Raw genomic sequence first — 24,649 nt, forward strand, 5'->3', positions numbered from 1 at the left:
GCTAAAGAGCATATCCGCTAGATATGAAATTTTGCGTCATACATAATCTGGAACCGCCGTATACGGAACCGTACGTACGGTGGTGTGAGAGGGACGGAGGTTAGTCACCTCCCCCTATCTCAATTAGTGCCCGGCGCCGGTCGCAACCAATATGTTCTATGACATTTTTCTTGATGCAGCGAAGGTCAGTTGTCCGCCGCGCATTTCGTAGATGGTGTCACAGTATTTCAGGAGCTGTTTGTCATAGGTAACCATAATTGCTGCTTTATTTCTCTGTTTTCCCCCTTTGGCGATGAGTTCTGCGGCGTTAAAGGCATTCGATTCGCAAGCCGAAATGACATCCGGGTCGTTCATAAAAGCGAGCGGATACTCTAGCAAATGCAGCAAACATTAATCTATAGTATAATAACTTTCGAATAATCGGCAAAATACAAATTTTTCGTTTTAGCAAAAGGGGTGTGGGAGATGGCTTTATTTCAAAAAGTACTTATCGCCAATCGGGGAGAAATTGCCAGACGTGTAATCCGGACGTGCAAACGGCTCGGAATTGAAACGGTAAGCATATATTCCGACGCGGATCAGTTTGCTCCATATGTGAAGGAAGCGACAGAAAGTGTACATATTGGCGAAAGTCCGGCTCGAAAAAGTTACTTAGATATGGAAAAAGTGATAGATGCTGCAAAGAAGACAGGTGCCGATGCCATTCATCCGGGATACGGCTTTTTGGCGGAAAATCCGGAGTTTGTTTCCCGTTGTGAAGAAGAAGGAATCGTTTTTATCGGTCCCAAAGCTGATGTCATTCGGCTGATGGGCAGCAAGCTGGAAGCAAGAAAACAAATGGGAGAGGCGGGAGTGCCAATCGTTCCCGGTTCGGCAAAAATTTCCTCCTTAGAAGAAGCGCTAAAAGAAGCCGAATCAATCGGATATCCGCTGATGGTGAAGGCAAGTGCCGGCGGCGGGGGAATCGGCATGAAATTGGTCCATAATGAGGAGGAACTAAAAAAAGCCTACGAAATGACGATTAAGCAAGCCGGTTCTTTCTTTGGCGACGAAACGCTATTTTTGGAAAAATATATTGCAAATCCAAGGCATATTGAAGTCCAAGTGGCAAGAGATCGTTACGGGAATAGCGTTCATCTTTTTGAAAGGGAATGTTCCGTGCAGCGCCGGCATCAAAAAGTAATCGAAGAAAGCCCGTCGCCGTTTTTAGACGAGAAAACCCGACAAAGATTATTTTCTGCCGCCCTTTCTGGAGCGGACAAGCTCGGATACACAAATGTAGGAACGATGGAATTTATTTTTGATGAGAACAAAAACTTTTATTTTTTGGAAATGAATACCCGCCTCCAGGTAGAGCATCCGGTTACGGAAGAAATTACCGGGCTTGATCTTGTGGAATGGCAGCTGCGGATTGCGGCAGGGGAAGAACTGCCTGGAAGACAAGAAGAAATCGGACAGTCCGGACACGCAATCGAGGTCCGTTTATATGCAGAAGATCCGAATACTTTTTTCCCGTCTCCGGGGAAAATTACGAAACTTTCATTGCCTGAATGGAAGGTCCGATTGGAAATCGGGGTGGAAGAGGGAGCAGACGTTACCCCTTTTTACGACCCGATGATCGGAAAGATAATCGTTCATCAATCATCCCGGGATAAGGCAATTGAAGGGATGCTGGACGCGCTGAAAGATACAGAAATAGAAGGAATCAAAACGAATGTGCCGCTGTTAATGCAGGTTATGGAAAATGCTGACTTCCGGTCCGGAAATTATACGACAACTTTTTTGCAGGACCTGTTCGCCGCTGCTAAAGGAAAGTAATGTAAAAAAGCCTCTTTTCAAGTGAAAGAGGCTTTTCATGTGGCAATCAGCAAATTCTACAAGTCTTGTAAAGTGCCTGACACCAGTTTATTTGGATTGAGGATGTTTTTCGGATCCAGCACTTGTTTAATTTTTTCCATCACTTGAAGGGCATCACCGTGTTCCTGCTTTTGATATTTCTGTTTGCCGATGCCGACACCGTGTTCTCCAGTGCAGGTCCCGCCCCGTTTTAGCGCGTATTGGACAATTTCTTCATTAAGCTGGTTCGTCTTTTCCATTTCGACCGGATCATCCGGTTTAATCATGAGCAATACGTGATAGTTCCCGTCTCCGACATGACCGACAATGCCTCCCGGCAAGTCGAGCCTCGTTAAAGCTTCCCTCGCATGACGAATTGCTCCCGCAAGTTCGGTAATCGGCAGGCAAACATCGGTTACCATTAATTTTCGGCCCGGATGGCCGTGAATATAAGCGTAAGCCAAGTTATGGCGGGCATCCCACAGTTTATTTCTTTCTGCCGTTTCCGTTTCAAAATGAATTTCACTGCATTGAAAGTCTTGGACAATTTCCCGCATGAAGCTAACATCTTGTTTCAGCCCTTGTTCGTTGCCGTGAAATTCCAAAAATAAGGTCGGCTTCACCGGATAGTTTGTCTTGCTATGTTTGTTCACCTGCTCGATGGAAGGTTCGTCGACAAGCTCTATTCTTGCAATCGGAATTCCTGCCTGAAGGATTGCTACAACCGCTTCAACCGCATCATCAATCGTTTCAAAACAGGCCCTTGCAGCTGTAATATGTTCAGGAATTCCGTATACTCTCAAGGTGATTTCCGTAAAACAGCCGAGGGTTCCTTCCGAGCCGATAAACAGGCCGTTTAAATGGAGGCCGGAGGAAGATTTCGCCGCTAAACTTCCGGTATGTATAATGGACCCGTCGGCAAGGACGACTTCCATATCCCGCACATTATCCCGCATAATGCCATATTTTACCGACATGGTGCCGCTCGCATTGGTGGCTGCCATCCCGCCAATGGTAGCATTTGCGCCAGGGTCTACGGGGAAAAATAACCCGTATTTTTTTAATTCCGCATTTAGTTCTTCCCTTGTAATACCAGGCTGTACGGTAACGAGAAAATCTTTCTCCCGTATCTCTACAATTTGCTTCATTAAAGAGAAATCCATCGATATTCCGTGGTCATAAGGGATAACATGACCCTCCAAACTGGAGCCTAATCCGAAGGGGACAACGGGAACTTCGTATTGATTGGCAATTTTCATGATCTCGCTTACTTCCTTTGTCGTTTTTGGAAAAACGACAACATCCGGATTGCTCGGTGTATGGTACGATTCATCTTTACTGTGCTGTTCGATTACGGTTTCGTTCGTGCTTATCCGGTCTGCATCAATTCTTTCTTTTAACTCCTCAATCATACCGTGAATAGCTGTATTCATCTTTTCTAATTCCCCCCATCAGTTTCCATATTAATGTCAGTATAGCGCGATTATTTAGGGAAGTCTATACAAAAAAATCTGCGGATCTGTAATCCGCAGAATCATCTTTTAGGTACACACTCAAGAATAAAAGTCGTTCAGTTTTTCCAGCTCTTCCTCTACAGCAGCTTTAATTTTTCTGATGCATTCTTCAGCCGTTTTTCCAAAAATGCGCCTGCCATTTACCATTGCATAAGGACCCATGGCACACATGCCGCAAAAATTCATACAATCATAGCTCATTACAGCAACGTCATTGCGCTGAAACACTTCTTCCAGTTCTGCCGCCGAAAGAATGTTGTAATCACATACTTCAACAATGACAATTCCCATATATACACTTCCTGCTCATCGGATGGAATGATTTTTTTCCGTTTTTTTGTTCGTATGCCATTGGACAGCCTTCCTTTGTTTTTTATTGATTATACTAGAAGATGAAGGGAAAGTGCTAATGCAATGCATCCATAAAAAAGCTGCCTTCCTGTTGCAGCAAGGAGGCAGCCATCCAGCATGATCAGTTTTCCAAAGCATAAATTTTCGGTATTTCATCATGTTTCATCGGTTTGCTAAAGTAAAACCCTTGCCCTTCATGGCATTTTTGCTGTTTTAAATATTCGAGATGCTCTTTCGTTTCGATTCCTTCTGCGACAACCCGATAACGCAAGTTTTTGCTCATGCTGATAATCGTATTAACGATTATTTTTCCGTCCCTATCCAAATCATTAATAAAGGATTTATCTATCTTCAGCGTGTCAATCGGCAATTTCTTCAAGTAGCTTAAGGAGGAATATCCTGTTCCAAAATCGTCGATGGATATTTTTACTCCTAATTGCTGCAATTGCTTCAGCAATTGGACAGCATTTTCGATTTCAATAATTGTTCCTTCGGTAATTTCCAATTCCAGATAGGATGCATCAAGTTCCGTTTCATTTAAAATTTTTTGCAAGTCTTGAACAAAATTCGGATCTTTCAGCTGGACAGGTGCAACATTGACGGACACTTTTTCTAAAAATATTCCTTTGGTTTGCCAAAGCTTCATTTGGTTGCAGACGGTCCATAAAATCCATCTGCCAACTTGAACAATTTGTCCGGTCCTTTCTAAAATGGGGATAAATTCTCCCGGAGAAATATGTCCTAACTCCGGATGATGCCATCGCAATAGCGATTCGACACCAATCATTTGGTTGTTTCTCAAATTGACGATGGGCTGGTATACGATGTAAAACTCATCGTTTTTTAAAGCATGATTCACGTTCTGTTCAATTAGGAAGGAACGCTCCATTTCGATATTTTGGTAGGGAGTGCTGAAATGATAGCCATTTCCTCCTTTTTTCTTCGTATGGTACATGGCGATATCAGCTTTGCGAATTAATGAATCGATAAAATGCTTCCCGTTTAATATCGTGCTGCCAAATGTTTCGTGGCAGATACCGATGCTTGCCGTAATCGTAATTTCTTTATCTTCTACGTTGAATGGCGCTCGTATGGATTGAAGCAGGTTTTCGGCTATCTGTTCTGCTTCTTCTTCCTGATCGTTATTGGCTAAAATAATAATAAATTCATCTCCGCCCTGCCTGGAGGCAAAATCGGTTTTTCTTAAATTTTTCCGGATTCGGGCAGCGATTTCCTGCAACACCCGGTCGCCGATATAATGCCCGAAATTGTCATTAATGGCGACAAAATGATCAATGTCAAGAAATAAAACAGTAAAGGATTTCCCTGCCGCTTTTAAATGGACGTGCCGCTCTACCCATTTGCTTAATTGGTTGCGATTTGGCAGTTTTGTTAAAGAGTCAAAGTAGGCCATCGATTCAATATATTCTTCATATTTTTTTCGCGTCGTAATATCATGGCGGATGGAAATATATTGATAAGGTTCCCCATGTTCGTCAAGAAAGGGAACGATCGTCGTATCTACCCAATAATGGCTGCCGTCCTTTGCTTTGTTTTTAATTTCTCCACGCCACACTTTGCCAGATTGAATCGTATTCCACAAGTTGCGAAAAAAGGATTTTGGATGATATCCTGAATTGACTAAACTTTGTTTCTTGCCAATGAGCTCTTCCCGGCTATAGCCGGATATTTCACAAAACTTATCATTGGCAAATTGAATTACGCCATCTTTATCGGTAATGGAAACAATCGTTGATACATTAAGGGCAAATTCAATATCCCGAAGCTTTTTTAACGTCTCATCCAGCTGTGCTGACTTTGTCATTTTTATCTCTCCAATAAATTCTGCTTCCCTTTTTAACGCTATTATACATTTTTTGACAAAATTTTTAAACGGTAATTTAGTACTAACGATTTACGCAAAATGGCCGCCGATCTTTTTGCTTCGGTCCAGGGAGATGCCGGCATCGGTATAGCTGGATGCCCGCAAAATGGCTGTGGAGCCATGTTTATCCCGAATGGCATCCATGACATAGCCAATATTCGTTTTTTTTATCCGGTCTTCAAACAGTTCCAGCTGGGTTTCGCCAACGTCATGCAGATTGGTCAAAGTAACGTAAACGCGGCGAATGTCGCTTTTTCCGTCGTAATGTTCGTGAAATAGCCGCATGCATACATCGTATACATCCATCGTAACGTTTGTCGGCAAATCGATGGAGCGGGAACGGGAAAATCCTCCTCCGGTTTCTTTGGAGTAGCCAATTCCGAGATGGATTGTTCGTCCGGCTTTTCGGGCGGTACGGGCCCGGCGGCAAACTTCTTCACAAAGGTCAAGAATGCAGACAGCTACTTCCTCCTTTGTATAATCCCGAAGGAGGGAGATCCCGTGTCCGAATCCTTTCTGTTCGGTTTTCGTAAAGTTGCCGTATACTGGACTTAAATCAATGCCCCATGCGTGCCAATACATTTGCTCTCCCATCACTCCAAACCGTTTTTTCAGCTGTCCTAAGTCATAGTTGGCCAGCTGGCCGAGGGTGACGATGCCCATCCGATTCAAGTGGCGTTTCAGTCTGCTGCCGATTCCCCAAATAGCTTCTACCGGGAAAGGCCAAAGCTTTTCTTTTACATCTTCATATTTGCACTCGGCAATTCCCGTTTTTTTTCCGTGCAAATCCATGACGACTTTGGCGAGAAATTTATTGTCGCCAATACCGATGGAGGCCGTGATGCCAAAACAATCCAAAATATCTTGTTTTATTTTTTTCGCTATTTCAAACCGGTTTCCAAAAATTTTTTGCAGCCCATCCACAGTGACCCAAACTTCATCGACAGAGTATGGATGGATTGCTTCTTTTGGAGCGTATTGGAGTAGGAGTTTTGTTATTTCAATCGAGACTTGCAGATAATCCGCCATATGAGCCGGAACGATGCGGATGTTCGGATCTTTTGGCAGCTCAAAAAAACGGCTTACATTGCTGATTCCGTATTTTTTCTTTAATGCTGGCGATGCAGCCAAGACAATGCTGCCGGAACGGTTTGGATCGCCTACAACGGCAACCATTGCCTTCATTGGATCGAGTCCCAGCTTTACTGCTTCGATACTGGCGTAAAAAGAACGCATATCGATGCAAAGCACGTCGTGGCGCGGATAAAGGGAATAGTCCATGTTGTTCACCCCTTAAACAGAACATTTGTTCCTATTATATGGAGTTTCAGACAAAATATCAATGGAGGCTATTTCCAATTGTGCTGGAAAGGGATTAAGATTGGCGGCGGGGGAGGGGAAAAAGCCGTTTGAAAAATAACAAAATAAACAATTGGGCGAAAAAGCTTTCTACTAAAAGATATTAGCCTAATTGTGACAAATTTGTTATTATATAAATGTATGGACAAAATATGATAAATTAATTGTATAAGCGACACGTTCATCATTTTTTCTATATTCTGATTGAAAACGCTTATACGCCTAATTTAGTATTACATAATGAAGAAAGGTGGAAGGTTTCATGAGTAAACCAAAGGTTGTTGTTCTCGGCGCTGGGTATGCCGGGTTAGTAACGGTTAGACAACTAACAAAAAAACTATCTCCAGAAGAAGCAGAGATTGTGCTAATTAACAAGCATAATTATCATTACGAAAGTACTTGGCTGCATGAAGTGGCTGCAGGTACGATTAACCCGAACCAAGCCCGCTTTATGATAAGTGACGTAGTAAATCCTAACCGCGTCCGCCTCATTTACGATACGGTACAGGAAATTAAGAAAGACGAAAACCGCGTCGTATTGGAGAACAGCGAAGTTACATATGACTACTTAGTAGTTGCTTTAGGCTTCGTAACAAATACATTTGGCATTAAAGGCATGGATGAGCATGCATTCTTCATTCAAGATATCGATTCTGCACGATTAATTGCTGAACATATCGAATATCAATTTGCGAAATACAGTGCTGGTGAAATTACCGATGACGATGCACTGAATATCGTTGTCGGCGGCGGCGGATTCACTGGCATCGAATTTGTCGGGGAACTGGCAGACATCGTGCCTAAATTATGCAAGAAATACGACATTCCGCGTAACAAAGTGCGAATTATTAACGTGGAAGCTGCACCTTCCATCTTGCCGATGTTTGATAAAGATCTAGTATCTTATGCGATTCAGTCTTTAGAGTCCCGCGGCGTAGAATTTAGAATGGGAGCAGCGATTTCCGAATGTACTCCTGAAGGATTTATCGTTGGCGAAGACAAAGAACTTATTAAAGGCGGTACGATTGTCTGGACTGGCGGGGTAACGGGAAATCCGGTTCTTGGCAAATCCGGCTTTGAATTAGTAAGAGGAAAAGTGAATGTGGATGCAGATCTGCGTGTGCCTGGCGAAGAAAATATCTTCGTACTTGGAGACTGCTCCTGGGTAATGAATAAAGAGACAGGACGCCCATATCCGCCAACAGGTCAGTTAGCTACCCAAGAAGGTGTTGTAGCGGCAGAAAACATTAAAGCGTTAATCCGAAATGAACCTTTGAAAGACTTTGTATTTGATGACAAAGGTACAGTCGCGTCTTTAGGATTTTCCGACGGTATCGGCAATATTTTCCAAGGCAAAAAATTACAAGGAAAAGCAGCAGCAGCAATGAAAAAAGTGGTGGACGACCGTACTCTTTATTTGGTTGGCGGACCAAAAGCTGTACTTAAGAAAGGTAAAGTTCGTCCGTTCTAATCATTGGCTGTTTACAACCTGAATCAAATATGAGGAGGTAGCTTAACCGATGAAAAAATTCTTTTGTGGTCTATTAATTGTCCTTGCATCATTAATTGGTTACCGAATGGTTAGTGACTATCTGGAAGATAATCGGGACTTCCATTAATCCGAAAAACCATCTGGCTAGAAAAGCCGGATGGTTTTTTACATGTTTCTAATATTTATCCTCATAATAGAAATGAGGTGATATGAAACATGTTATTTTCCTTCTTCTTTCTCCTGTTTACTTCGCTGCAGCCGCCCAAATCTTCACCATTGGACGACGGCTTCATATATTTGACTCCTGTAGAAATCCAGCAATACGGTTTATCTTATGTAGACTCAATCTTTATTGACAGGGATAGGCTATTGACTTTAATGAAACAATTGGAAGGGAAAGTTTATAAAGCCCCGATTAATGCCCGAATGACAGAAAAGGGAATTATTCCCGAAAAAAATGGGTTTACATTAGACCGGAGAAAATTTCAGGAAGAATTTTTTAAACATTACTACAGAAACTTACAGACAAAGTTGAATGTTCCTGTCAGGCCGATTTTTCCAAAAGTTAACCAGGGATTATTAAGAGAAATTTCTGAAAGGCAGTTAGGAAGCTACTCTACCTATTACAAACCGTCGAATAAAGAACGTTCTCATAATATCGTTTTAGCTGCAAAGGCGATAGACAATACGGTCGTATTTCCCGGCGAGACTTTTTCCTTCAATGAAACGGTAGGAGAAAGGACGAAAGAGAGGGGATACAAGAGAGCGCCGGTTATCGTCAAAGGAGAGCTGGAAGAGGATATTGGCGGAGGGATTTGTCAAGTTTCCTCTACACTTTTTAATGCTGCAGACATTCATGGAATCCAGATGATTGAGCGCTACACCCATAGCAGAAAAGTGCCATATGTTCCTCCTGGGAGAGATGCCACGGTAAGCTGGTGGGGACCGGATTTTGTTTTTCGCAACATGTTTAATGAACCGATATTAATTCGGGCCAGAGCAAAGGATGGGATAATGTCAGTTGCGGTCTACACTTCTGAGACAGCAGAGTATTTTTCCGGAAAACAGTAAAAAGCGACCTTCCAATTGGAAGGTCGCAGACTGTCGACAAACCCCAACTCAAATGCTTCATTTGAGTTGGGATTTGTCTTTTTTTGCTCATCATTTTCTAAGATTCTTATCTTATTTAGGCTGGACATGGTCTTTTCCATGTCCAGTTTGCCATTTTCTTTAAGTTCATGGCAGCAAAAGTAAGCATCGCTTGCATGGACAATTTTCCCAGTCCCCGAAGGGTTGTCCATCGCATGCCATGCTTCTCTTTTCCATCGGCAAAGACTCGTTCAATCGTTTCTTTGCGCTTCTCATATATGTTTTTATTGATCTCTGTATGCCTTAAATGATCCGCTTCTTCCACATAATGTTCCCAAATGTGGCGATGAATGAATTTGATATGATCTTTATTTTGGGTACACTTTTCTAAGAACGGGCACGTTTTACATATTTCCGGATTAGAAGCGTACTGTCGATAACCTTCTCTTGTCGTGGTTCGGTATTCAAGAATTTGGTTCTTTGGGCAGATATAACAATCATAATGTTCATCGTATACATACTCATACTTTTTAAAGAAACCGTCTTTTGTTCTTGGTCTTGTATATGGCATAACGGGACGAATCTCTTTGTCCAACAGACTTTTCGCATTCGCTGGGGTTTTGTATCCGGCATCTACGGCTACTGCAGTTGGTTTGCCTACTTTTTCGATGACTTGTTCGAGTAATTGACCAAACACCTGACTATCATGAATATTCGCTCCCGTTACCTTGGTAGCTAAGACAAAGCCTTTTGCGTCACATGCGGTATGAAATGAATAGGCAAACATCTTTTCCCGTTCATCTTTTACGTAATAGCCACTATCAGGATCTGTTTTACTGACCTTTATTTCCTTGGCTTCTTCCTTCTCTTTCGGGGGAAAGGGCTTTTTTCCATGGTTTTCGCGGTCTTGGTTAATCTCTAACTCTAATTGCGCTTGATAGCTTTTTGTTTCTACCCGGACCATTTTCTTATCGTACTTCTTTTTATTGGCGCTTGCTTTGACATGTGTAGAATCAATAAAGGCAACAGAAGGGTCTACTAACCCTTTATTCATCGCTTCTTCTAAGATACGATAAAAAATCTGTTCAAATAAATCAGTACCTTGAAAGCGACGAACATAATTCTTGCCGAACGTTGAAAAATGAGGAATTTTCTCTGTGAAACCATATCCTAAGAACCATCGATACGCCACGTTGGTTTCAATTTCTTTGATCGTTTGACGCATGGAACGAATACCAAATAAATACTGCACAAAGACCATTTTAATGAGCACAACAGGATCAATACTAGGCCTTCCGTTATCTAGGCAATAGGTATCTTTGACAATATCGTAAATAAAATCAAAGTCTATGGCTTGTTCAATCTTCCTTACCAAATGATCTTCTGGAACCAATTGATCAAGAGCCACCATTTCCAATTGATTTCGATTATTGTCTGTACGCTTCGATAACATCCTAAATTTCCCCCGTTAACCAAGAATTCTATCCCTATTATACAAAAAAAACCTGTAGATTTGGCCACTAGTTAGGGACTTTGTCTACAAGCTGCGACCTTCCAATTGGAAGGTCGTATTTTTAGTCTTCTTTCACTAGTTCTAATTCAAAATGAATGTTCACGTCTTCGCCAACGAGCACACCGCCTGTTTCAAGGGCTGCATTCCACTCAAGGCCAAACTCTTTCCGGTTAATCTTCGTTTCGCCGCTAAACCCGGCTACCGAAGCGCCATTCATAGGGTTTTTGCTGATTCCGGTGAAGGTAACATCAATCGTAACTGGCTTAGTTGTTCCGCGAATCGTTAAGTCGCCGGTCAGATCATAAGAAGAGTCAGATTTTTTCTTAATGTCAGTCGCTTTGAAAGTAATATGCGGGTGATTTTCCACATCAAAGAAGTCGGCAGAACGCAAGTGATCATCCCGATCTTTATTCCGCGTATTGATGCTTGCTGCATCCACAGTTGCTTCAATTTTAGAATCTGTCAAGTCTTCAGTGTCTGCTTCGACAACGAGATCAAATTTGTCAAAGGTTCCTTTCACTTTGGAAATCATCATATGTTTTACTGTAAATCCTAATTCACTATGGGCTGTATCAAGCTTCCATGTAGCTTTTGCCATATTTATCCCTCCAATAATTTTTCAATAGTTACTTTATGTTACTTAGTATAAAATGATAATCATGTAAAGTCAAGTATTTTTAATTAAAAAGTTTTTAATTAATTGTAAAAAACACCGTTCCTATCTCGCGCAAAAAAGATATACATAATAGTAAATTTATAAAGGTGGTGTTGCCTTTGGACAAGGGTACAATTATACGCACGGCAGCCCTTTTTCTCGCATTAATAAATCAGGTGCTCGTTATTTACGGAAAATCACCGCTGCCTATTTCCAGTGAACTGTTAGAAGAAGTGATTGCAGCTGTTTTTACAACAGTTACTGCTATTATTGCCTGGTTTAAAAATAATTATGTAACAGAGATTGGACGCAAACAAAGGGAAATCATTGAACAAAACGGATTGGCTAAAAAGAAAAATAAAAAGCAAGCGAAGAGAAGAAAGCAATAGTGTAGCATCCTTCCCCGGCCCTGCATAGGCTATAGCACTAAAAAGGAAAGGAACGGGGAATATGGATTTAACAATCTCCCATCTGTTATATGGTTTGTTTACACTAATTATCATCGTCACGATGATCTTTCGTAAAGGAGTCGTTTTGCCGAGCATATTAGGCACATTTGCCATTGCATTAGTATATACCGGCAGTTTGACGAAAGGATTTACGGCAATATTTACTGCCAATCTCGTTGCAGCAACAGAACTGTTTAGCATCTTTTTAATCATTATGTTTATGCTGGCATTGCTCCATTCTTTGCGCGATTTAGGTGCAGACGAAAAAATGATCCGGCCGATTCAGAAGATGATGGTCAATGGCCATATTTCGTTTTTTATACTCGTTGCCGTAACTTACGTTATTTCTTTATTTTTTTGGCCGACACCGGCCGTACCGCTTATTTGCGCTCTTCTTGTTCCGGCCGCCATCCGGTCGGGGCTGCCTGCGATGACGGCAGCTGTCGCTGTTGCATTAGCCGGGCAAGGAATGGCCCTGTCTTCGGACTACATTGTTCAAGTAGCTCCAAGCCTGTCGAGTGCACCTGCCGATTTAAATACGGCGTTAGTCGCAGACTATGCCTTGATTTTATCCTTGATTTCCGGAGGAATTGCAATACTGCTTGCCTATTTTCTGTATCGGAAGACGATTCGAAACAGGGACGATGAGCGGAACGAACAAGAAGCATTGCAAATACAGGCAGCAGAAAGCGGAAATAAGAAAGCAGCAACTGCGAACCTGTCAAAATGGGGAAAAATCTTTGCTGTTTTTGTCCCGTTATCGTTGTTGATTGTCGTTATCGTCATGGTGTACAGTAAATTTGCTTCAGCAGAAACCGGCTTTGTTGGCGGCGACGGTGCAGCCTTCGTCGGCGGAGTCGCAGCAATGCTATTGCTTTTATCGACTATCGCCTTCGGAAAACACCATGCGTTAGATTACATTAGCAATCACATTACAAACGGTTTTGTCTTCGCCTTTAAGGCGATGGGTCCAGTCATCCCGATTGCCGGTTTCTTCTTTCTCGGCAGTCCCGAGTTTTCCGCAAGCATACTAGGGGTGGAAGAAGGTCCTTCCCTCCTGTTTGGCCTCGTTGAAGCAGGTCAGGAATATTTGCCGCAAGGACCTTTATTGGCAGCTTTTAGTTTATTAATTATCGGTATTATTACAGGTTTGGACGGTTCCGGATTTTCCGGATTGCCATTAACCGGTGCCCTGGCAGGTTCTTTAGAAACAGCTGGAATTAGCGCTGAAACGTTGGCAGCCATCGGGCAGCTCGGCGCAATCTGGACCGGAGGCGGCACGTTAATTGCATGGTCCTCCTTAATCGCGATTGCCGGATTTTGCGGGGTCTCCGTCATGGAATTAGTCCGGAAAAACTTTGTTCCCGTAATGATTGGATTAATCGCTGCTGCCATCTGTGCGGTCATATTCCTCGCATAATTTATTTCTGATGAAAAGCGTAAGCGGATTTTACAGTTCTATAAGGAAATTAAAATTATGAAGGCGGAGAGAATATTCTCCGCCTTTTTGCCGGGAAAATGACGCATCGTTCCTCGGGCGTTAATTTTAGAAGAAAGGGAAAATTATGATAGAATGGTTTTAATAGATTGCCATTGTTGTTGCACAATCCAAATTTTTAATGGAGGGAACGAGAGTGAAGGCATTTGTTTTAGAGTACGGGAAACTATTTTTGAAAGAAATGGAAGAACCGGAATGCGGGAAAAATGATGTAGTTGTTAAGCTGAAAGCGGCAGGATTGAACCGACGTGATTTAATGATTCCTAAGCGGCATGGAGATGACAAAGAAGCGCTCATTTTAGGATCGGACGGTGCCGGCATCGTGGAAGCGGTCGGGGAAAAGGTGACTCGCTTCCAGCCAGGGGATGAAGTTATCATTAATCCTTCGTTAGGGTGGTTTGAAAACACCCCGGCTCCCCCTGCCAATTACGAAATTTTAGGCATGCCAGACCACGGCACTTTCGCTGAAAAAATAGTAATTCAAGAGGAGCAATTAGAAAAGAAACCGAGTTACTTATCGTGGCAAGAGGCAGGGGTCCTGGTTTTATCTGCCCTGACCGGATATCGGGCGCTCTTCACGAAAGGACAGCTCCAGTCTGGCCAAACGGTTTTTATCCCGGGAGCCGGAAGCGGCGTTGCCACTTTCCTTATTCAATTTGCGAAACATATTGGTGCGAAGGTTATCGTCACTTCCCGTTCGGAAGAAAAGCGGAAAAAGGCGAAAGAGCTAGGTGCGGATCTTGTCCTCGAAACAAACAGTGACTGGAAAAAGGAACTTGTCAATGAAACAGTTGATTTAGTTATTGAAAGCGTCGGACGGGCCACCTTTAACCGTTCTTTGGAGGTGGTAAAAAGGGGAGGAAAAATCGTGACATTTGGTGCAACAACAGAAGATAATGTCGATTTTAATTTAAGAAACTTCTTCTATGGACAATATCAGTTATTTGGTTCGACGATGGGGAGCAGGGAAGAATTGAGGGAAATGTTAAAATTTATGAAGGAGAAGGAGATGCGTCCGGTTGTGGATCAAGTTTTCTCCTTGGAAAATACACAAGATGCCCTTGATTATTTGAGAGAAGGAAAACAGTTTGGAAAAGTTGCATTAAATATTGGCGATTAAATGGTGCGGGAGATTCAAAGTCTCCCGCTTTTCATTGCATGTTGGAATCTGCATCAGCTGTTTGGATCAAAAACGTTGAAAAGGAAGTGCATTTAGCTAAAAAGACACTGCCATGCCAAGGTTAAAATTATTGAAGAAAAGGCTCGACTATATCAATTGCTTTCTGGAGTTTTTGACTGTTCTTTTTATACATTGCTTTCGTTTGTTCATTATCGGTAGCCAACATAAATAATTCCAAATCAGCCTGGCATTTTTTCATCGTGGCCAATAGCATCTCGGTTTCAGCAGGTTGTGGAACGACAATTTTATCATCGTACAAATCGACGTAAAGATTTCCGTTCGTATCCGCCTGGCCGAGAAAGACGTTCTCTAAGCTGACATTTAATTTTTCCAGCTCTGTTTCCAGCCAATTCAGATTAAGGTTGAGATTTGCCAATGATTCATGGATGACTTTTCCATCCATAATGACCGTTTGCGGCTGTTTTTCCGGTGCTACTTTAATTCCTAAATCTTTGGCGGTAAGGGGGCGATTTTCTTTTTTTGGCAGGACATTTAAGCTTCCATTCGGCTCTAATACGGCAAATTCTACATCGGAAGCAAGAAAAATATCACGGTCACGGAGTTTCTCCAATAAATCGTCGGTAGAATATCCGGCTTTTTTTAAATTTTCCTCCATAATTTTTCCGTCTTGAATAAAGACAGTGCTTTTTCCTTGCGTAAAATCACGGAAGCTTTTGCTTTTTAAAGAGATTTTTTCAAAACTGAAAGGAATGACAAACCAGATGACCATGGCAATAATTGCATAACTGATATTTTTATCCGGATCAATCGTATGAATGGCAACAATGCCGCCAAGTACAATTCCTGAAATATATTCAAATACGTTCATTTTCGACATATGTTTCGTACCAAGCAGTTTCGCCATGAAAAACAAGATGACCAGGAGAGAAATAGATTTTATGACAACAGTAATCCAATCAGGCATGGCAATTATCCTTTCTTTGTATTAATATCTCTTATTCATATTGAGGTTCTTCTCTCGTAAGATGAATCAGATGTTTTTGAAGATCATCCTTAATTTCCGAAACGAGCTGTTTCGCCTCCTGAAACGCTAATTGCGATTCCTGATGCTGGGCTTTATTTGCCAATAATGCCAGGCTAGCTTCTACCGATTTCATCGAGGCATAGCATCCTTTTACTTGCGAACCGACTGTCATTGTATCTCTCCTCACCCTTTTGGCTTGAATAATAATGAACCGATGACGCCAAAAATAATCGCTGCCGATATTCCTGCACTCGTCACTTCAAACATTCCTGTAACAACACCGATAATGCCGTGTTTGTCAGCCTCCTGCAATGCGCCGTGGACTAGAGCATTTCCGAAGCTGGTAATTGGCACGGTAGCGCCTGCACCGGCAAAATCAATTAAAGGTTCATACAGACCTAATCCATCAAGTATCGCTCCGAAGACAACTAAAATTGTTAACGTATGTGCCGGTGACAGTTTAAAAACGTCAAACATTAGCTGACCAATGACACAAATAATACCGCCGACAACAAATGCCCAAAAAAATATCATGTTACATCACTTCCTGCTTCAATGGAAACTGCATGGGCGATACAAGGTATGGAATCTCCCTGATTGACGCTTAATGGAGATTGCAAAGAGCCCGTTGCTACAACGAGAATTCGGGACAATTTTCCTTCTTCCATTTGTTTTAAGAAATGTCCGTACGTTACGACAGCGGAACAGGCAGTACCGCTGCCTCCAGCCAATACCTGCTGGTCTTCCTGATAAATTTCAATGCCGCAATCTACATATTTTTCTTCCGGTATATCAATTCCCCGCTTATGAAGCAGTTCTTTTGATATTTCATGACCGACACGGGCCAAGTCACCGGTTATAATCAAATCGTAATACGTATGATCAACTCCCCTTTCCTTTAAATGGGTTTCGATTGTATCCACAGCAGCCGGTGCCATCGCACCGCCCATATTGAAAGGATCCTTCATCCCCATGTCTACGACCTTGCCAATCGTTGCCGAAGTAATAACTGGTCCGGTACCAGTTTTTGCAACAAGTGCACATCCGGCTCCGGTTACCGTCCATTGGGCAGTAGGGGGTTTTTGGCCTCCGTATTCGGTCGGATAGCGAAATTGTTTTTCTGTTGCGGAATTATGGCTGGCAACGCCGCTTAAAATATAATTTGCCCCATCGGCATTAATAATGGCGGCAGCTAATGCCAAACTTTCCATCGAAGTGGCACAGGCGCTAAAAAGACCAAAGTACGGTACGCCGATTGTTCTTGCTGCAAAGGTCGTCGGTGTAATTTGATTGATTAAGTCTCCGCTAATAAAAAATTCCACTTGCTCCTTTTGAATGGGGCTTTTTTTTATTGCTATCTGGGCCGCTTCTTCCAGCATAACCTGTTGTGCCTTTTCAAAGGATTCCTGCTGCAGCCATAAATCATCATGCAAAATATCAAAGGATTTCCGAATCTTCCCCTCTGCTTCATATGGGCCGCCAACGGTTCCAGTAGAAATAATGACGGGATGATTTTGAAAAATCCATGTTTGCTTTCCTTGAAGCATTTACATTCCACCCCATTGCGTGAGAATCGTTTTTATTAAAGCGACGATAAAGGCACTAAATACGCCATAGACAATGACAGGACCTGCTACTTTAAACATGTTTGTGCCAACGCCGATAATATAGCCTTCGGTCCGATGTTCAATTGCTGCCGAAATAACCGCATTGCCGAATCCGGTTACAGGTACGGCCGATCCCGCTCCTGCAAACTGTCCAAGCCGGTCATAATAACCGAAACCGGTAGCCAGCATTGTGAGAAATATAAGGGTTGCCGTTGTCGGATTTCCGGCTGTCTGTTCAGTGAAAGGGAAAAAGTGGATATAAAATGTCATAATAATTTGTCCGATGAAGCAAATCGTGCCGCCGACGAGAAATGCCATCATGCAGTTTTTTACAATAGGACGCTTCTCTTCTTTTTTGTCTTGCAACGCCTGATATGCTTGTGCTTTTGGCGGAAGTTTCTTTTTCTTTTCGTCTGCCATTCGTTATTCCCTCATTTCCTTAAGTTTGCTCCTTGGAAAGTTTTATAATATGTTTCATCTCTTTTTTCAATTCATCTTTTGATAATGTATCTTTGTTTATTTTTTCTTCTAATTTATCCAGTTCTAAGTAAATTTTTCTGTCTGTAGATAATTCCACTTTCCATCCCGGGAATTGCTTTTCCATCTCTTTTTGCCAAGCTTTTCGATGCTTTGCCATAAAAAAACGCTTCATATGCTTAATTTGTACCGCAATAATCATTTCTTTGTCCGAATTTACCGCCTTAATTCCAGTAATTTCCTCATATTCCATCAGACTTTCTTTTGCCATGTTAGACGGACTCTGATCGAAAAGGGATGGTTTAGCCGATAATGGATTAATATCCAAGGAGGATTGGCTTTCCATCGTCTCATCGGTTCCACAACCTGCACATACAATGGCGAGACTAAAGAATAGGAAAAATTTCTGAAAAAATGTCATGTTCATCCCCATTTCCTAAACGAAATATAGCCGTTAGCAAAACTTCGGTTAGTTTATGTAGAAGAGGCTGGGACAATCCAGCCCCTTATTGTTTATATTGCGGCTCTTCCTGTTCAATTTGCTCCATTCTAGGCTGAATGCTATCGATAATCAATTGGGTTTGTTGTGCAGCATTTTGATAAAGCTGTTTTGCCTGTTTGTTTTCGGTTTGAAGAGCAAATTGTTCAAAACTTGCCTGGGCGCTTTTTAACCCGGCAATCGTCTGTTTTACTTGCGTAGCTACAGTCATCGTTGACCTCCTCCTTAAATGAAATTAAGTCAATATGAGTTTTTGCACATTTTTATCAAATATACTTTCTATTATTTTCCAGTCACCTAAAATGTTTTTACTATTTGAAACATTTCTTGCCCATTATCCGTCTTAGAAATAGGTGATTAGTGGAGGGAGTTCAGATTGAAACGAAGAGCACTATTTTTAATCGGAATCGCATTGGGGATAAGTCTTCTCTTACTGATGTTTGCACATGAAGGGCAATCGGGTATAAAGTATGAAAAAGTATTTTCTTCCAGGCAGGACGATTTTATTCTCCATATTCGAGTCGAAGAAATGAACAAAGGAATTCGAATCCTGCGGTCTTTGCAATATGTCGGGAAAGATACGGTGGAAATTAAGCACCAGACACCATTGATCTCGGTTTCGCTGCAAAACCGGAACCATGATTATACGGGAAGTACGGTTAAGAAAATGTTAAAGACCGGAAATATTTATTATCAGGAACCGGTGATTATCGATGTGCCAATCGAAAAGGAAAGTGAATTATACGTACAGGCAAAGTTCTCTGTCGATGATGAGTGGATTTACATGAATCACGTAGAGACGTTAATTTTTAATTAAACAATGATGAAGGAAAACGGGCAATGAGGCTCGTTTTTGTCTTTTGATGGACACTTTCAAAGTTTTCCTTTGCCTGTCTTTCTGATACACTCATGAGTAAATGAGCAGGGGGGAGCAGATTGAAGACGTTTAAATTAAAAATGCTGCACATAATATCGGACGAGAACAAGGAAATCCATATTCCTCTGTTAGATGGGTTGATTATTGACAGAGAAGACGAAAAAAGCAATTGGCTAATTGAAGCGTATATAAATAAACAATATGGGGATTTATTCCGAAAATTAGAAGGAAGAGAGCAGATATTTGTTAAAGTAAAAATAACGAAAGAATCAAATAACCCGGCATGGTTTCGGGCAAAAATGCTCGGTCTGAATCAGATTGGGGAAAATGTAAATGTTCTCTTTCTCGGTAAATTGTTATCGGAAAAGGAAATTCCAAAAACATTGTAAAAAAGTGTATAAAAATGTCTATATTCCTGCCAAAACCCTGTTATAATAGGGATTAAGATAAACAGAAAATGGTTTGGCCATTATTTATGTAAGGCTAAACTGGATGCAAAAATAGTGAAAACAACGTGGAGCAAAAACGATGAAATTATATAATCGGAAGAAAAACTGGCTGCATCAGTTAAAACCTGTCCAGATGCTTTTTATATTTTATTTTGCTTTAGTAATTATTTCAACGATGCTTTTATCTTTGCCCATTTCTCAACAAGAAGGTGTAGATTTACCATTTATCGATGTTCTTTTTACAGCAGTAAGTGCCGTCAGTGTTACCGGCCTTAGCACCATATCGATTGCGGATAGTCTGAGTACGGCCGGAATCATCATCCTGGCCGTTATTATGCAATTTGGTGCAGTCGGAGTCATGGCAATCGGGACGATGATTTGGCTTATATTAGGAAAAAAAATTGGCCTTAAAGAAAGACGGCTCATTATGACGGATCAAAATCAATCGAGCATTGAGGGAATCGTCCGATTAACGAAACAAGTCGTATTTATTTTTCTCTTTTTCGAGCTGATTGGTTTTCTTTTGCTGGGAACCTATTTTCTGCAATATTTCCCAAATGCAAAAGAAGCATATTTGCAAGGTTTTTTCGGCACAGTAAGTGCTATTTCCAATGGCGGATTTGATATAACCGGCAATTCCCTAATTTTCTTTCAAAAAGATTATTTTGTCCAAAGCGCAAATATGCTGCTCATTATTGTAGGGGCAATCGGGTTTCCGGTTCTGATTGAAGTGAAAGAGTATATCGTTTCGAAAAAGAAACGAAAGTTCCGATTCAGTCTCTTAACGAAAGTAACTTCGACTACTTACTTTTTATTAATTGCCATTGGGGCTTTAGGAATTTATCTCTTTGATTTTAGAAATTACTTTGCGGGACTGACTTGGCACGAAAATCTTTTTTATGCCTTATTTCAATCGGTAACAACGAGGAGCGGCGGTCTTGCTACGTTGGATGTCAGTCAGCTGACGGAAGAAAATCATTTATTTATGTCGATTTTAATGTTTATCGGGGCATCCCCGAGCAGTGCGGGGGGCGGAATTCGAACGACCACTTTCGCACTTGTTGTTATTTTTATGATTACTTATATTCGAGGCGGGAAAGGGATTCATGTTTTCCGGCGGGAAGTGCATGAGGAAGATTTAGTGAAGGCTGTAACAGTAACATTTATGGCAATTCTGATTTTCGTTGCTTCTGTATTTGTTTTATCGATCGTAGAAGACTTTTCCTTAAGCCAAATTATTTTCGAAGTGACTTCCGCCTTTGGTACAGTTGGTCTGTCATTAGGCATAACAGCTGAATTGCATACGATAAGCAAAATTATCTTAATGATGCTCATGTTTATCGGAAGAATCGGCATTTTAACCTTTTTATTTATGTTTGCTGCAAAAAAACCGAAGGAACGGATTCGTTATCCGAAAGAACGGATAAGCATCGGTTAAGTAGAGAAAGGAGGACGGCAGATGGATTCTTTTCTAGCTGATCAAATGATATTGACCCATTTGCGCGAGCCGATTCTATTTGTAAATAGTGAAGGATTAGTCATACAAGGAAATGATGCAGCATTTTCTTTGTTAAATAGAAAAGAAGAGGAGCAGGTCAATATATCCGGTTATTTAGATTTTAATACTTTAAAGGGAAAGCAGAAAATACATACGCTGATGGAACTGGAGGATAAGATTATTGAAGTGAAATCGCTGCCAGTTGACGATAACCATTACTGCCTCTTGTTAAATGAAATTTCCTTGCAAGAGAAAGCAATGGAAATAAAAAATTATATCCAATATGTTACCGATACATTTGATGAAGGAATCGTCATGTACCATAATCAAAAAATACTGGATTGCGATCCTCAATTTGCTGCAATTTTCGGGTATGAAGCAGACGAGCTAAAAGGAATGGATATAGGAAATTTATTTGCTGACCAAAGTATTTCTTGTTTGCAAAATAAACATAAACCTGCCGACGAATTGCTAGAACTAAATGGGGTAAAAAAGGACGGAAAAGAAATTTATGTAGAAATGGCGGAACACCCGTATCATCATAACGGCAACATTGTCCGTGTTGCTTTAGTAAGGGATATTACCGAGCGAATCAAAAACGAAAAACGGATGGAATATATCGCCTACTATGATGAAGTGACCGATTTACCCAATTATAAGTTTTTTACAAAAGTATTGAATGAAGCAATCAAAGAAGCAAAATCGTCCAATGAGTCTTTAGCGGTTTATTATATTGACTTAAATTATTTTAAAGAAATTAACGATACTTTCGGCTATGAGTTCGGAAACCGGTTATTAAAAACGTGCGGCAACAAGTTTAAATCATTTTTGCAGACGGACACCTTTATTGCCAGGGATGGCGGAGATGAATTCCTAATTTTAAAAAGAAATGTAAAGGACGAGCAAGAGGCAAAAATTCTGGCAGAAAAATTAATTAGTGAATTCGAAAAGCCAATCCGAATTGATGACTTTGAAATTTATACTTCTTTAAGCATCGGAATCAGCATTTATCCGGAACATGGCCGTCAAGCCTCGGAGCTGCTGAAACATGCTGATTCTGCCATGTATGTTGTAAAAGAGGCACGCAGAAACAATTATAAGTTGTTTGACAATTCCATTGCCGAAGATTTCAAAAAAATGCTTCTGATGGAAAGCGATTTGCGGAGGGCAGTGAAGGAAAATCAATTTGAGCTGCATTATCAGCCGCAAAAAAATATAAAAACAGGAAAGCTGGTCGGAATGGAAGCATTGCTGCGGTGGAACCATCCGGAGAAGGGATATATTCCGCCAACGGAATTTATCCCGCTGGCAGAAAAATCTGGTCTGATAATTGAAATTGGCGACTGGGTCATCCGCAAAGCTTGCGAACAAAATAAGAAATGGCAAGATGAAGGATTTGAACCGATTACAGTAAGTGTCAATCTGTCAGCAAAACAGCTGCATCAGAAGGATTTTGTCGATAAAATCAAAAGGATTTTAGAAGAAACTGGATTAGAGTCCAAATATTTAGAATTGGAAATAACAGAGAGCATGGCAATGTCCAATGAAGAATATATTTTGCGCACCTTGAGGGAACTGAGAAAAATAGGTGTAAACGTCTCCATTGATGATTTCGGCACCGGATATTCTTCATTAAAATATTTAAGCCTATTTCCCGTAACAAAACTGAAAATTGACAAAATGTTCATGGATGATACGCTAAACCATAACAAACAAATTGTCAAATCCATCATTAACATGTCCCATTCCTTAAAGATGAGGGTGATTGCTGAAGGGGTGGAGACAGAGGAACAGATGAAATTTTTGGAAAATGAAAAATGCGATGAAATACAAGGATATTATTTTAGCAAACCTTTACCGCCAGCAGAGTTAAAAGATTTTTTACCGGTCGTTTAGTAAGGTTTAATAAACAACTCCCCTGAGATTTACTTAGGGGAGTTTTTCCGTCCGCAAGCGAAAGGGTATGGGAATTATAACAATATTTTACAAACTAACTCAGCGGGGGAGAGGATCCCGCCGCTGAGTGAAGCTTCATTTTATCATGTACTTTTGTGAATAAACTGATTTTAGTAGTAAAATGCAGCACCTACAATAATTAGTAAGATGAAAAGCACAACGATTAGCGCAAAATTATTTCCATATCCGTAGCCACCATAACCATAGCCATATCCGCAGTAACCCATGACCTTTCACCTCCTACATGTTACATTGATACTATATGTGATTTTGGAGAAAAGGTCTGGACGTTTGTACCGGTTTCGTTAACATTATTAGGTTGATTTTTGCATTCCATATATTTATTTCATGCTTAAAATTTTTAACTGGTCATTTTCATAACCGATAATGAATTCTATTTCCACTGTTTCTTCTTCCATTTCCTTATCTTTTGCATTTCTTTTTTTTAGTACGAGTTCCGTATTAATTTGAATTCGCTTATCTTCCCGCACTTTTTCTTCAGCAGTACGGTAGTCCAGGCTAATAATGTGGATATATTGATCACGAAAATCAGTATAGGTTGTCTCCGACTGTAACGAGCTTCCAAGCAGGGCATAGGCGCTTACGTAATCCCGTATTTCAATACTATTAAAAAAGTATTCCACAATGTATTTCGCATCTTCCACATATAATTCAGGCTGCAGCTGATAAATGTCAGCGGTATTGGAAAAATATAGCTCATTATTTGCAGTTTCATTAGACCAGGTTTCAATCTGTTCGTAAACTTCGGAAATCGGAATACTGAATCCGATCAGCCCGTCTGCCGTTCCAACCGAGTTGATGCCGATTACTTCACCGGTTTTCCGATGGATGAGCGGACCACCGCTATTTCCATGGGTAATCGGCGCGGAAATTTGATACAAATTGGAATAATTGTAGCCATCCACGAAAAATTCACGACCTGTACCCGAAATAATCCCCAGTGTTACCGTATTTTGAAACCCGTGGGGACTGCCAAGCGCTATTACTTCATCTCCAATTTCTGCGATGTTTTCCTTTTGAATCGGCAATGAATACTCCTGACCAAGCTGGGGAACACGAAGGAGGGCTATATCCATTTCCTCGCCGATACCGACTACGGCAGCAGGGTAAATCCGGGCATCGGCCGTCTTCACATAGATTAAATCCGCATCTTGTATGACATGGGCGTTTGTAACAATATCTCCTTTATCGTTGTATAAAAATCCTGAACCTGTTGTCGTATTTGAACCGCTAATGCTTTCTATCTGAATGACGTTTTTCTCTGCTTCGTGGATAATCGTCTTTAAATTCACCTCAGATGATTCTTCTGTTATCTGTTCAACGGCAGGATTGTGGACAGCAAAGTCATGTTTTGCCCATTCCAAATACATTTGAATAAGAATGATCCCCCCGGCAAGAAAAATAAGGATGGATAGGGCAGCTGGAATAAATCGCTTTTTATGCATTAGGTGTTTCACCT

Annotated in this window: 26 protein-coding genes; 10 read left to right on the plus strand and 16 right to left on the minus strand. The window is 41.2% G+C overall.

All coding sequences use genetic code 11. The features are described from left to right. Positions 1–156 precede the first annotated feature (156 nt). Positions 157–378, minus strand: a complete 222-nt coding sequence (locus IEV18_RS04155; RefSeq protein WP_188391120.1) for a hypothetical protein — start codon at positions 376–378, stop codon at positions 157–159. A gap of 87 nt (positions 379–465) precedes the next feature. On the opposite strand from IEV18_RS04155, the gene IEV18_RS04160 reads away from it, so the two are divergent. Continuing rightward, positions 466–1,818, plus strand: coding sequence for an acetyl-CoA carboxylase biotin carboxylase subunit (locus IEV18_RS04160; RefSeq protein WP_188391121.1), 1,353 nt, complete (start codon positions 466–468; stop codon positions 1,816–1,818). A 56-nt stretch (positions 1,819–1,874) separates the two neighbouring features. On the opposite strand, the gene IEV18_RS04165 is transcribed toward IEV18_RS04160, so the two are convergent. The 4 genes from IEV18_RS04165 to IEV18_RS04180 all read right to left on the minus strand — a co-directional run bounded on the left by IEV18_RS04165 (position 1,875) and on the right by IEV18_RS04180 (position 6,867). Next, positions 1,875–3,248: an FAD-binding oxidoreductase gene (locus IEV18_RS04165; protein WP_373281884.1), complete on the minus strand. Its 1,374-nt coding sequence runs from the start codon at positions 3,246–3,248 to the stop codon at positions 1,875–1,877. Between the two features lie 141 nt (positions 3,249–3,389). Then, a complete protein-coding gene (locus IEV18_RS04170; protein ID WP_188391123.1) occupies positions 3,390–3,641 on the minus strand; it encodes a YuzB family protein in 252 nt (83 codons plus the stop codon). A gap of 181 nt (positions 3,642–3,822) precedes the next feature. Beyond that, a complete protein-coding gene (locus IEV18_RS04175) occupies positions 3,823–5,526 on the minus strand; it encodes a putative bifunctional diguanylate cyclase/phosphodiesterase (protein ID WP_188391124.1) in 1,704 nt (567 codons plus the stop codon). A gap of 90 nt (positions 5,527–5,616) precedes the next feature. Next, positions 5,617–6,867: a DNA polymerase IV gene (locus IEV18_RS04180; protein ID WP_188391125.1), complete on the minus strand. Its 1,251-nt coding sequence runs from the start codon at positions 6,865–6,867 to the stop codon at positions 5,617–5,619. Positions 6,868–7,207: 340 nt separating this feature from the next. Here IEV18_RS04180 and IEV18_RS04185 point away from each other — a divergent pair, with 340 nt between their 5' ends. Beyond that, positions 7,208–8,416: an NAD(P)/FAD-dependent oxidoreductase gene (locus tag IEV18_RS04185; RefSeq protein ID WP_188391126.1), complete on the plus strand. Its 1,209-nt coding sequence runs from the start codon at positions 7,208–7,210 to the stop codon at positions 8,414–8,416. Between the two features lie 237 nt (positions 8,417–8,653). Then, entirely contained in the window at positions 8,654–9,508 is an 855-nt protein-coding gene (locus IEV18_RS04190; RefSeq protein WP_188391127.1) for a VanW family protein, read from the plus strand. Positions 9,509–9,623: 115 nt separating this feature from the next. Here IEV18_RS04190 and IEV18_RS04195 read toward each other — a convergent pair whose 3' ends face one another. Both IEV18_RS04195 and IEV18_RS04200 read right to left on the minus strand, forming a co-directional pair. Next, a complete protein-coding gene (locus IEV18_RS04195; RefSeq protein ID WP_188391128.1) occupies positions 9,624–10,979 on the minus strand; it encodes an IS1182 family transposase in 1,356 nt (451 codons plus the stop codon). Positions 10,980–11,100: 121 nt separating this feature from the next. Then, on the minus strand, positions 11,101–11,637 hold the full coding sequence (locus IEV18_RS04200; protein ID WP_188391129.1) for a YceI family protein: 537 nt from the start codon (positions 11,635–11,637) through the stop codon (positions 11,101–11,103). Positions 11,638–11,804: 167 nt separating this feature from the next. Between IEV18_RS04200 and IEV18_RS04205 the strand changes: the two genes are divergently transcribed. The 3 genes from IEV18_RS04205 to IEV18_RS04215 all read left to right on the plus strand — a co-directional run bounded on the left by IEV18_RS04205 (position 11,805) and on the right by IEV18_RS04215 (position 14,761). Then, complete coding sequence (locus IEV18_RS04205; RefSeq protein ID WP_188391191.1) at positions 11,805–12,083, plus strand: phage holin; 279 nt, start codon at positions 11,805–11,807, stop codon at positions 12,081–12,083. A gap of 61 nt (positions 12,084–12,144) precedes the next feature. Beyond that, positions 12,145–13,563: a hypothetical protein gene (locus IEV18_RS04210; protein WP_188391130.1), complete on the plus strand. Its 1,419-nt coding sequence runs from the start codon at positions 12,145–12,147 to the stop codon at positions 13,561–13,563. 214 nt (positions 13,564–13,777) lie between these two features. After that, positions 13,778–14,761, plus strand: a complete 984-nt coding sequence (locus IEV18_RS04215; protein ID WP_188391131.1) for a zinc-binding dehydrogenase — start codon at positions 13,778–13,780, stop codon at positions 14,759–14,761. Between the two features lie 127 nt (positions 14,762–14,888). Here IEV18_RS04215 and IEV18_RS04220 read toward each other — a convergent pair whose 3' ends face one another. The 7 genes from IEV18_RS04220 to IEV18_RS04250 all read right to left on the minus strand — a co-directional run bounded on the left by IEV18_RS04220 (position 14,889) and on the right by IEV18_RS04250 (position 18,600). Further along, positions 14,889–15,746, minus strand: a complete 858-nt coding sequence (locus tag IEV18_RS04220) for a DUF421 domain-containing protein (protein WP_188391132.1) — start codon at positions 15,744–15,746, stop codon at positions 14,889–14,891. Between the two features lie 31 nt (positions 15,747–15,777). Beyond that, positions 15,778–15,978, minus strand: a complete 201-nt coding sequence (locus tag IEV18_RS04225) for a DUF1657 domain-containing protein (protein ID WP_188391133.1) — start codon at positions 15,976–15,978, stop codon at positions 15,778–15,780. Between the two features lie 11 nt (positions 15,979–15,989). Then, positions 15,990–16,340, minus strand: a complete 351-nt coding sequence (gene spoVAE, locus IEV18_RS04230; protein WP_188391134.1) for a stage V sporulation protein AE — start codon at positions 16,338–16,340, stop codon at positions 15,990–15,992. Beyond that, on the minus strand, positions 16,337–17,353 hold the full coding sequence (spoVAD, locus tag IEV18_RS04235) for a stage V sporulation protein AD (RefSeq protein ID WP_188391135.1): 1,017 nt from the start codon (positions 17,351–17,353) through the stop codon (positions 16,337–16,339). Before spoVAD ends, spoVAE begins: the two co-directional genes overlap by 4 nt. Next, complete coding sequence (gene spoVAC, locus IEV18_RS04240; RefSeq protein WP_188391136.1) at positions 17,354–17,833, minus strand: stage V sporulation protein AC; 480 nt, start codon at positions 17,831–17,833, stop codon at positions 17,354–17,356. A gap of 19 nt (positions 17,834–17,852) precedes the next feature. Beyond that, positions 17,853–18,311, minus strand: coding sequence for a hypothetical protein (locus IEV18_RS04245; protein WP_188391137.1), 459 nt, complete (start codon positions 18,309–18,311; stop codon positions 17,853–17,855). Positions 18,312–18,396: 85 nt separating this feature from the next. Next, the gene (locus IEV18_RS04250; protein WP_188391138.1) at positions 18,397–18,600 is read right to left on the minus strand and encodes a DUF1657 domain-containing protein; all 204 of its coding nucleotides are present in this window, start codon (positions 18,598–18,600) and stop codon (positions 18,397–18,399) included. Positions 18,601–18,765: 165 nt separating this feature from the next. On the opposite strand from IEV18_RS04250, the gene IEV18_RS04255 reads away from it, so the two are divergent. The 4 genes from IEV18_RS04255 to IEV18_RS04270 all read left to right on the plus strand — a co-directional run bounded on the left by IEV18_RS04255 (position 18,766) and on the right by IEV18_RS04270 (position 23,109). Beyond that, on the plus strand, positions 18,766–19,206 hold the full coding sequence (locus IEV18_RS04255; RefSeq protein ID WP_188391139.1) for a hypothetical protein: 441 nt from the start codon (positions 18,766–18,768) through the stop codon (positions 19,204–19,206). Positions 19,207–19,325: 119 nt separating this feature from the next. Then, the gene (locus tag IEV18_RS04260; RefSeq protein ID WP_188391140.1) at positions 19,326–19,655 is read left to right on the plus strand and encodes a YwpF family protein; all 330 of its coding nucleotides are present in this window, start codon (positions 19,326–19,328) and stop codon (positions 19,653–19,655) included. Between the two features lie 139 nt (positions 19,656–19,794). Further along, positions 19,795–21,153, plus strand: a complete 1,359-nt coding sequence (locus IEV18_RS04265; protein WP_188391141.1) for a TrkH family potassium uptake protein — start codon at positions 19,795–19,797, stop codon at positions 21,151–21,153. A gap of 21 nt (positions 21,154–21,174) precedes the next feature. Continuing rightward, positions 21,175–23,109 carry an EAL domain-containing protein gene (locus IEV18_RS04270; protein ID WP_188391142.1) on the plus strand — a complete coding sequence of 645 codons (1,935 nt, stop codon included), beginning with the start codon at positions 21,175–21,177 and terminating at the stop codon, positions 23,107–23,109. A 170-nt stretch (positions 23,110–23,279) separates the two neighbouring features. Here the strand turns inward: IEV18_RS04270 and IEV18_RS04275 are convergent, their stop codons facing one another. Further along, positions 23,280–23,396 (minus strand): YjcZ family sporulation protein, encoded by a 117-nt coding sequence (locus IEV18_RS04275; RefSeq protein WP_188391143.1) that lies wholly within the window; start codon positions 23,394–23,396, stop codon positions 23,280–23,282. A gap of 114 nt (positions 23,397–23,510) precedes the next feature. Continuing rightward, complete coding sequence (locus tag IEV18_RS04280; protein ID WP_188391144.1) at positions 23,511–24,635, minus strand: S1C family serine protease; 1,125 nt, start codon at positions 24,633–24,635, stop codon at positions 23,511–23,513. Between the last annotated feature and the right edge of the window lie 14 nt (positions 24,636–24,649).

Origin of the sequence: Compostibacillus humi (assembly GCF_014637175.1) — a bacterium.
GTDB lineage: Bacteria > Bacillota > Bacilli > Bacillales > Amphibacillaceae > Oceanobacillus > Oceanobacillus humi.

What these genes read in the sequence shown, in the direction of transcription:
- IEV18_RS04160 (WP_188391121.1), top strand. Translation starts at nt 466, where the DNA reads ATGGCTTTATTTCAAAAAGTACTTATCGCCAATCGGGGAGAAATTGCC.
- IEV18_RS04165 (WP_373281884.1), bottom strand. Translation starts at nt 3,248, where the DNA reads ATGATTGAGGAGTTAAAAGAAAGAATTGATGCAGACCGGATAAGCACG.
- IEV18_RS04170 (WP_188391123.1), bottom strand. Translation starts at nt 3,641, where the DNA reads ATGGGAATTGTCATTGTTGAAGTATGTGATTACAACATTCTTTCGGCG.
- IEV18_RS04175 (WP_188391124.1), bottom strand. Translation starts at nt 5,526, where the DNA reads ATGACAAAGTCAGCACAGCTGGATGAGACGTTAAAAAAGCTTCGGGAT.
- IEV18_RS04180 (WP_188391125.1), bottom strand. Translation starts at nt 6,867, where the DNA reads ATGGACTATTCCCTTTATCCGCGCCACGACGTGCTTTGCATCGATATG.
- IEV18_RS04185 (WP_188391126.1), top strand. Translation starts at nt 7,208, where the DNA reads ATGAGTAAACCAAAGGTTGTTGTTCTCGGCGCTGGGTATGCCGGGTTA.
- IEV18_RS04190 (WP_188391127.1), top strand. Translation starts at nt 8,654, where the DNA reads ATGTTATTTTCCTTCTTCTTTCTCCTGTTTACTTCGCTGCAGCCGCCC.
- IEV18_RS04195 (WP_188391128.1), bottom strand. Translation starts at nt 10,979, where the DNA reads ATGTTATCGAAGCGTACAGACAATAATCGAAATCAATTGGAAATGGTG.
- IEV18_RS04200 (WP_188391129.1), bottom strand. Translation starts at nt 11,637, where the DNA reads ATGGCAAAAGCTACATGGAAGCTTGATACAGCCCATAGTGAATTAGGA.
- IEV18_RS04210 (WP_188391130.1), top strand. Translation starts at nt 12,145, where the DNA reads ATGGATTTAACAATCTCCCATCTGTTATATGGTTTGTTTACACTAATT.
- IEV18_RS04220 (WP_188391132.1), bottom strand. Translation starts at nt 15,746, where the DNA reads ATGCCTGATTGGATTACTGTTGTCATAAAATCTATTTCTCTCCTGGTC.
- IEV18_RS04225 (WP_188391133.1), bottom strand. Translation starts at nt 15,978, where the DNA reads ATGACAGTCGGTTCGCAAGTAAAAGGATGCTATGCCTCGATGAAATCG.
- spoVAE (WP_188391134.1), bottom strand. Translation starts at nt 16,340, where the DNA reads ATGATATTTTTTTGGGCATTTGTTGTCGGCGGTATTATTTGTGTCATT.
- spoVAD (WP_188391135.1), bottom strand. Translation starts at nt 17,353, where the DNA reads ATGCTTCAAGGAAAGCAAACATGGATTTTTCAAAATCATCCCGTCATT.
- spoVAC (WP_188391136.1), bottom strand. Translation starts at nt 17,833, where the DNA reads ATGGCAGACGAAAAGAAAAAGAAACTTCCGCCAAAAGCACAAGCATAT.
- IEV18_RS04245 (WP_188391137.1), bottom strand. Translation starts at nt 18,311, where the DNA reads ATGACATTTTTTCAGAAATTTTTCCTATTCTTTAGTCTCGCCATTGTA.
- IEV18_RS04250 (WP_188391138.1), bottom strand. Translation starts at nt 18,600, where the DNA reads ATGACTGTAGCTACGCAAGTAAAACAGACGATTGCCGGGTTAAAAAGC.
- IEV18_RS04265 (WP_188391141.1), top strand. Translation starts at nt 19,795, where the DNA reads ATGAAATTATATAATCGGAAGAAAAACTGGCTGCATCAGTTAAAACCT.
- IEV18_RS04270 (WP_188391142.1), top strand. Translation starts at nt 21,175, where the DNA reads ATGGATTCTTTTCTAGCTGATCAAATGATATTGACCCATTTGCGCGAG.
- IEV18_RS04275 (WP_188391143.1), bottom strand. Translation starts at nt 23,396, where the DNA reads ATGGGTTACTGCGGATATGGCTATGGTTATGGTGGCTACGGATATGGA.
- IEV18_RS04280 (WP_188391144.1), bottom strand. Translation starts at nt 24,635, where the DNA reads ATGCATAAAAAGCGATTTATTCCAGCTGCCCTATCCATCCTTATTTTT.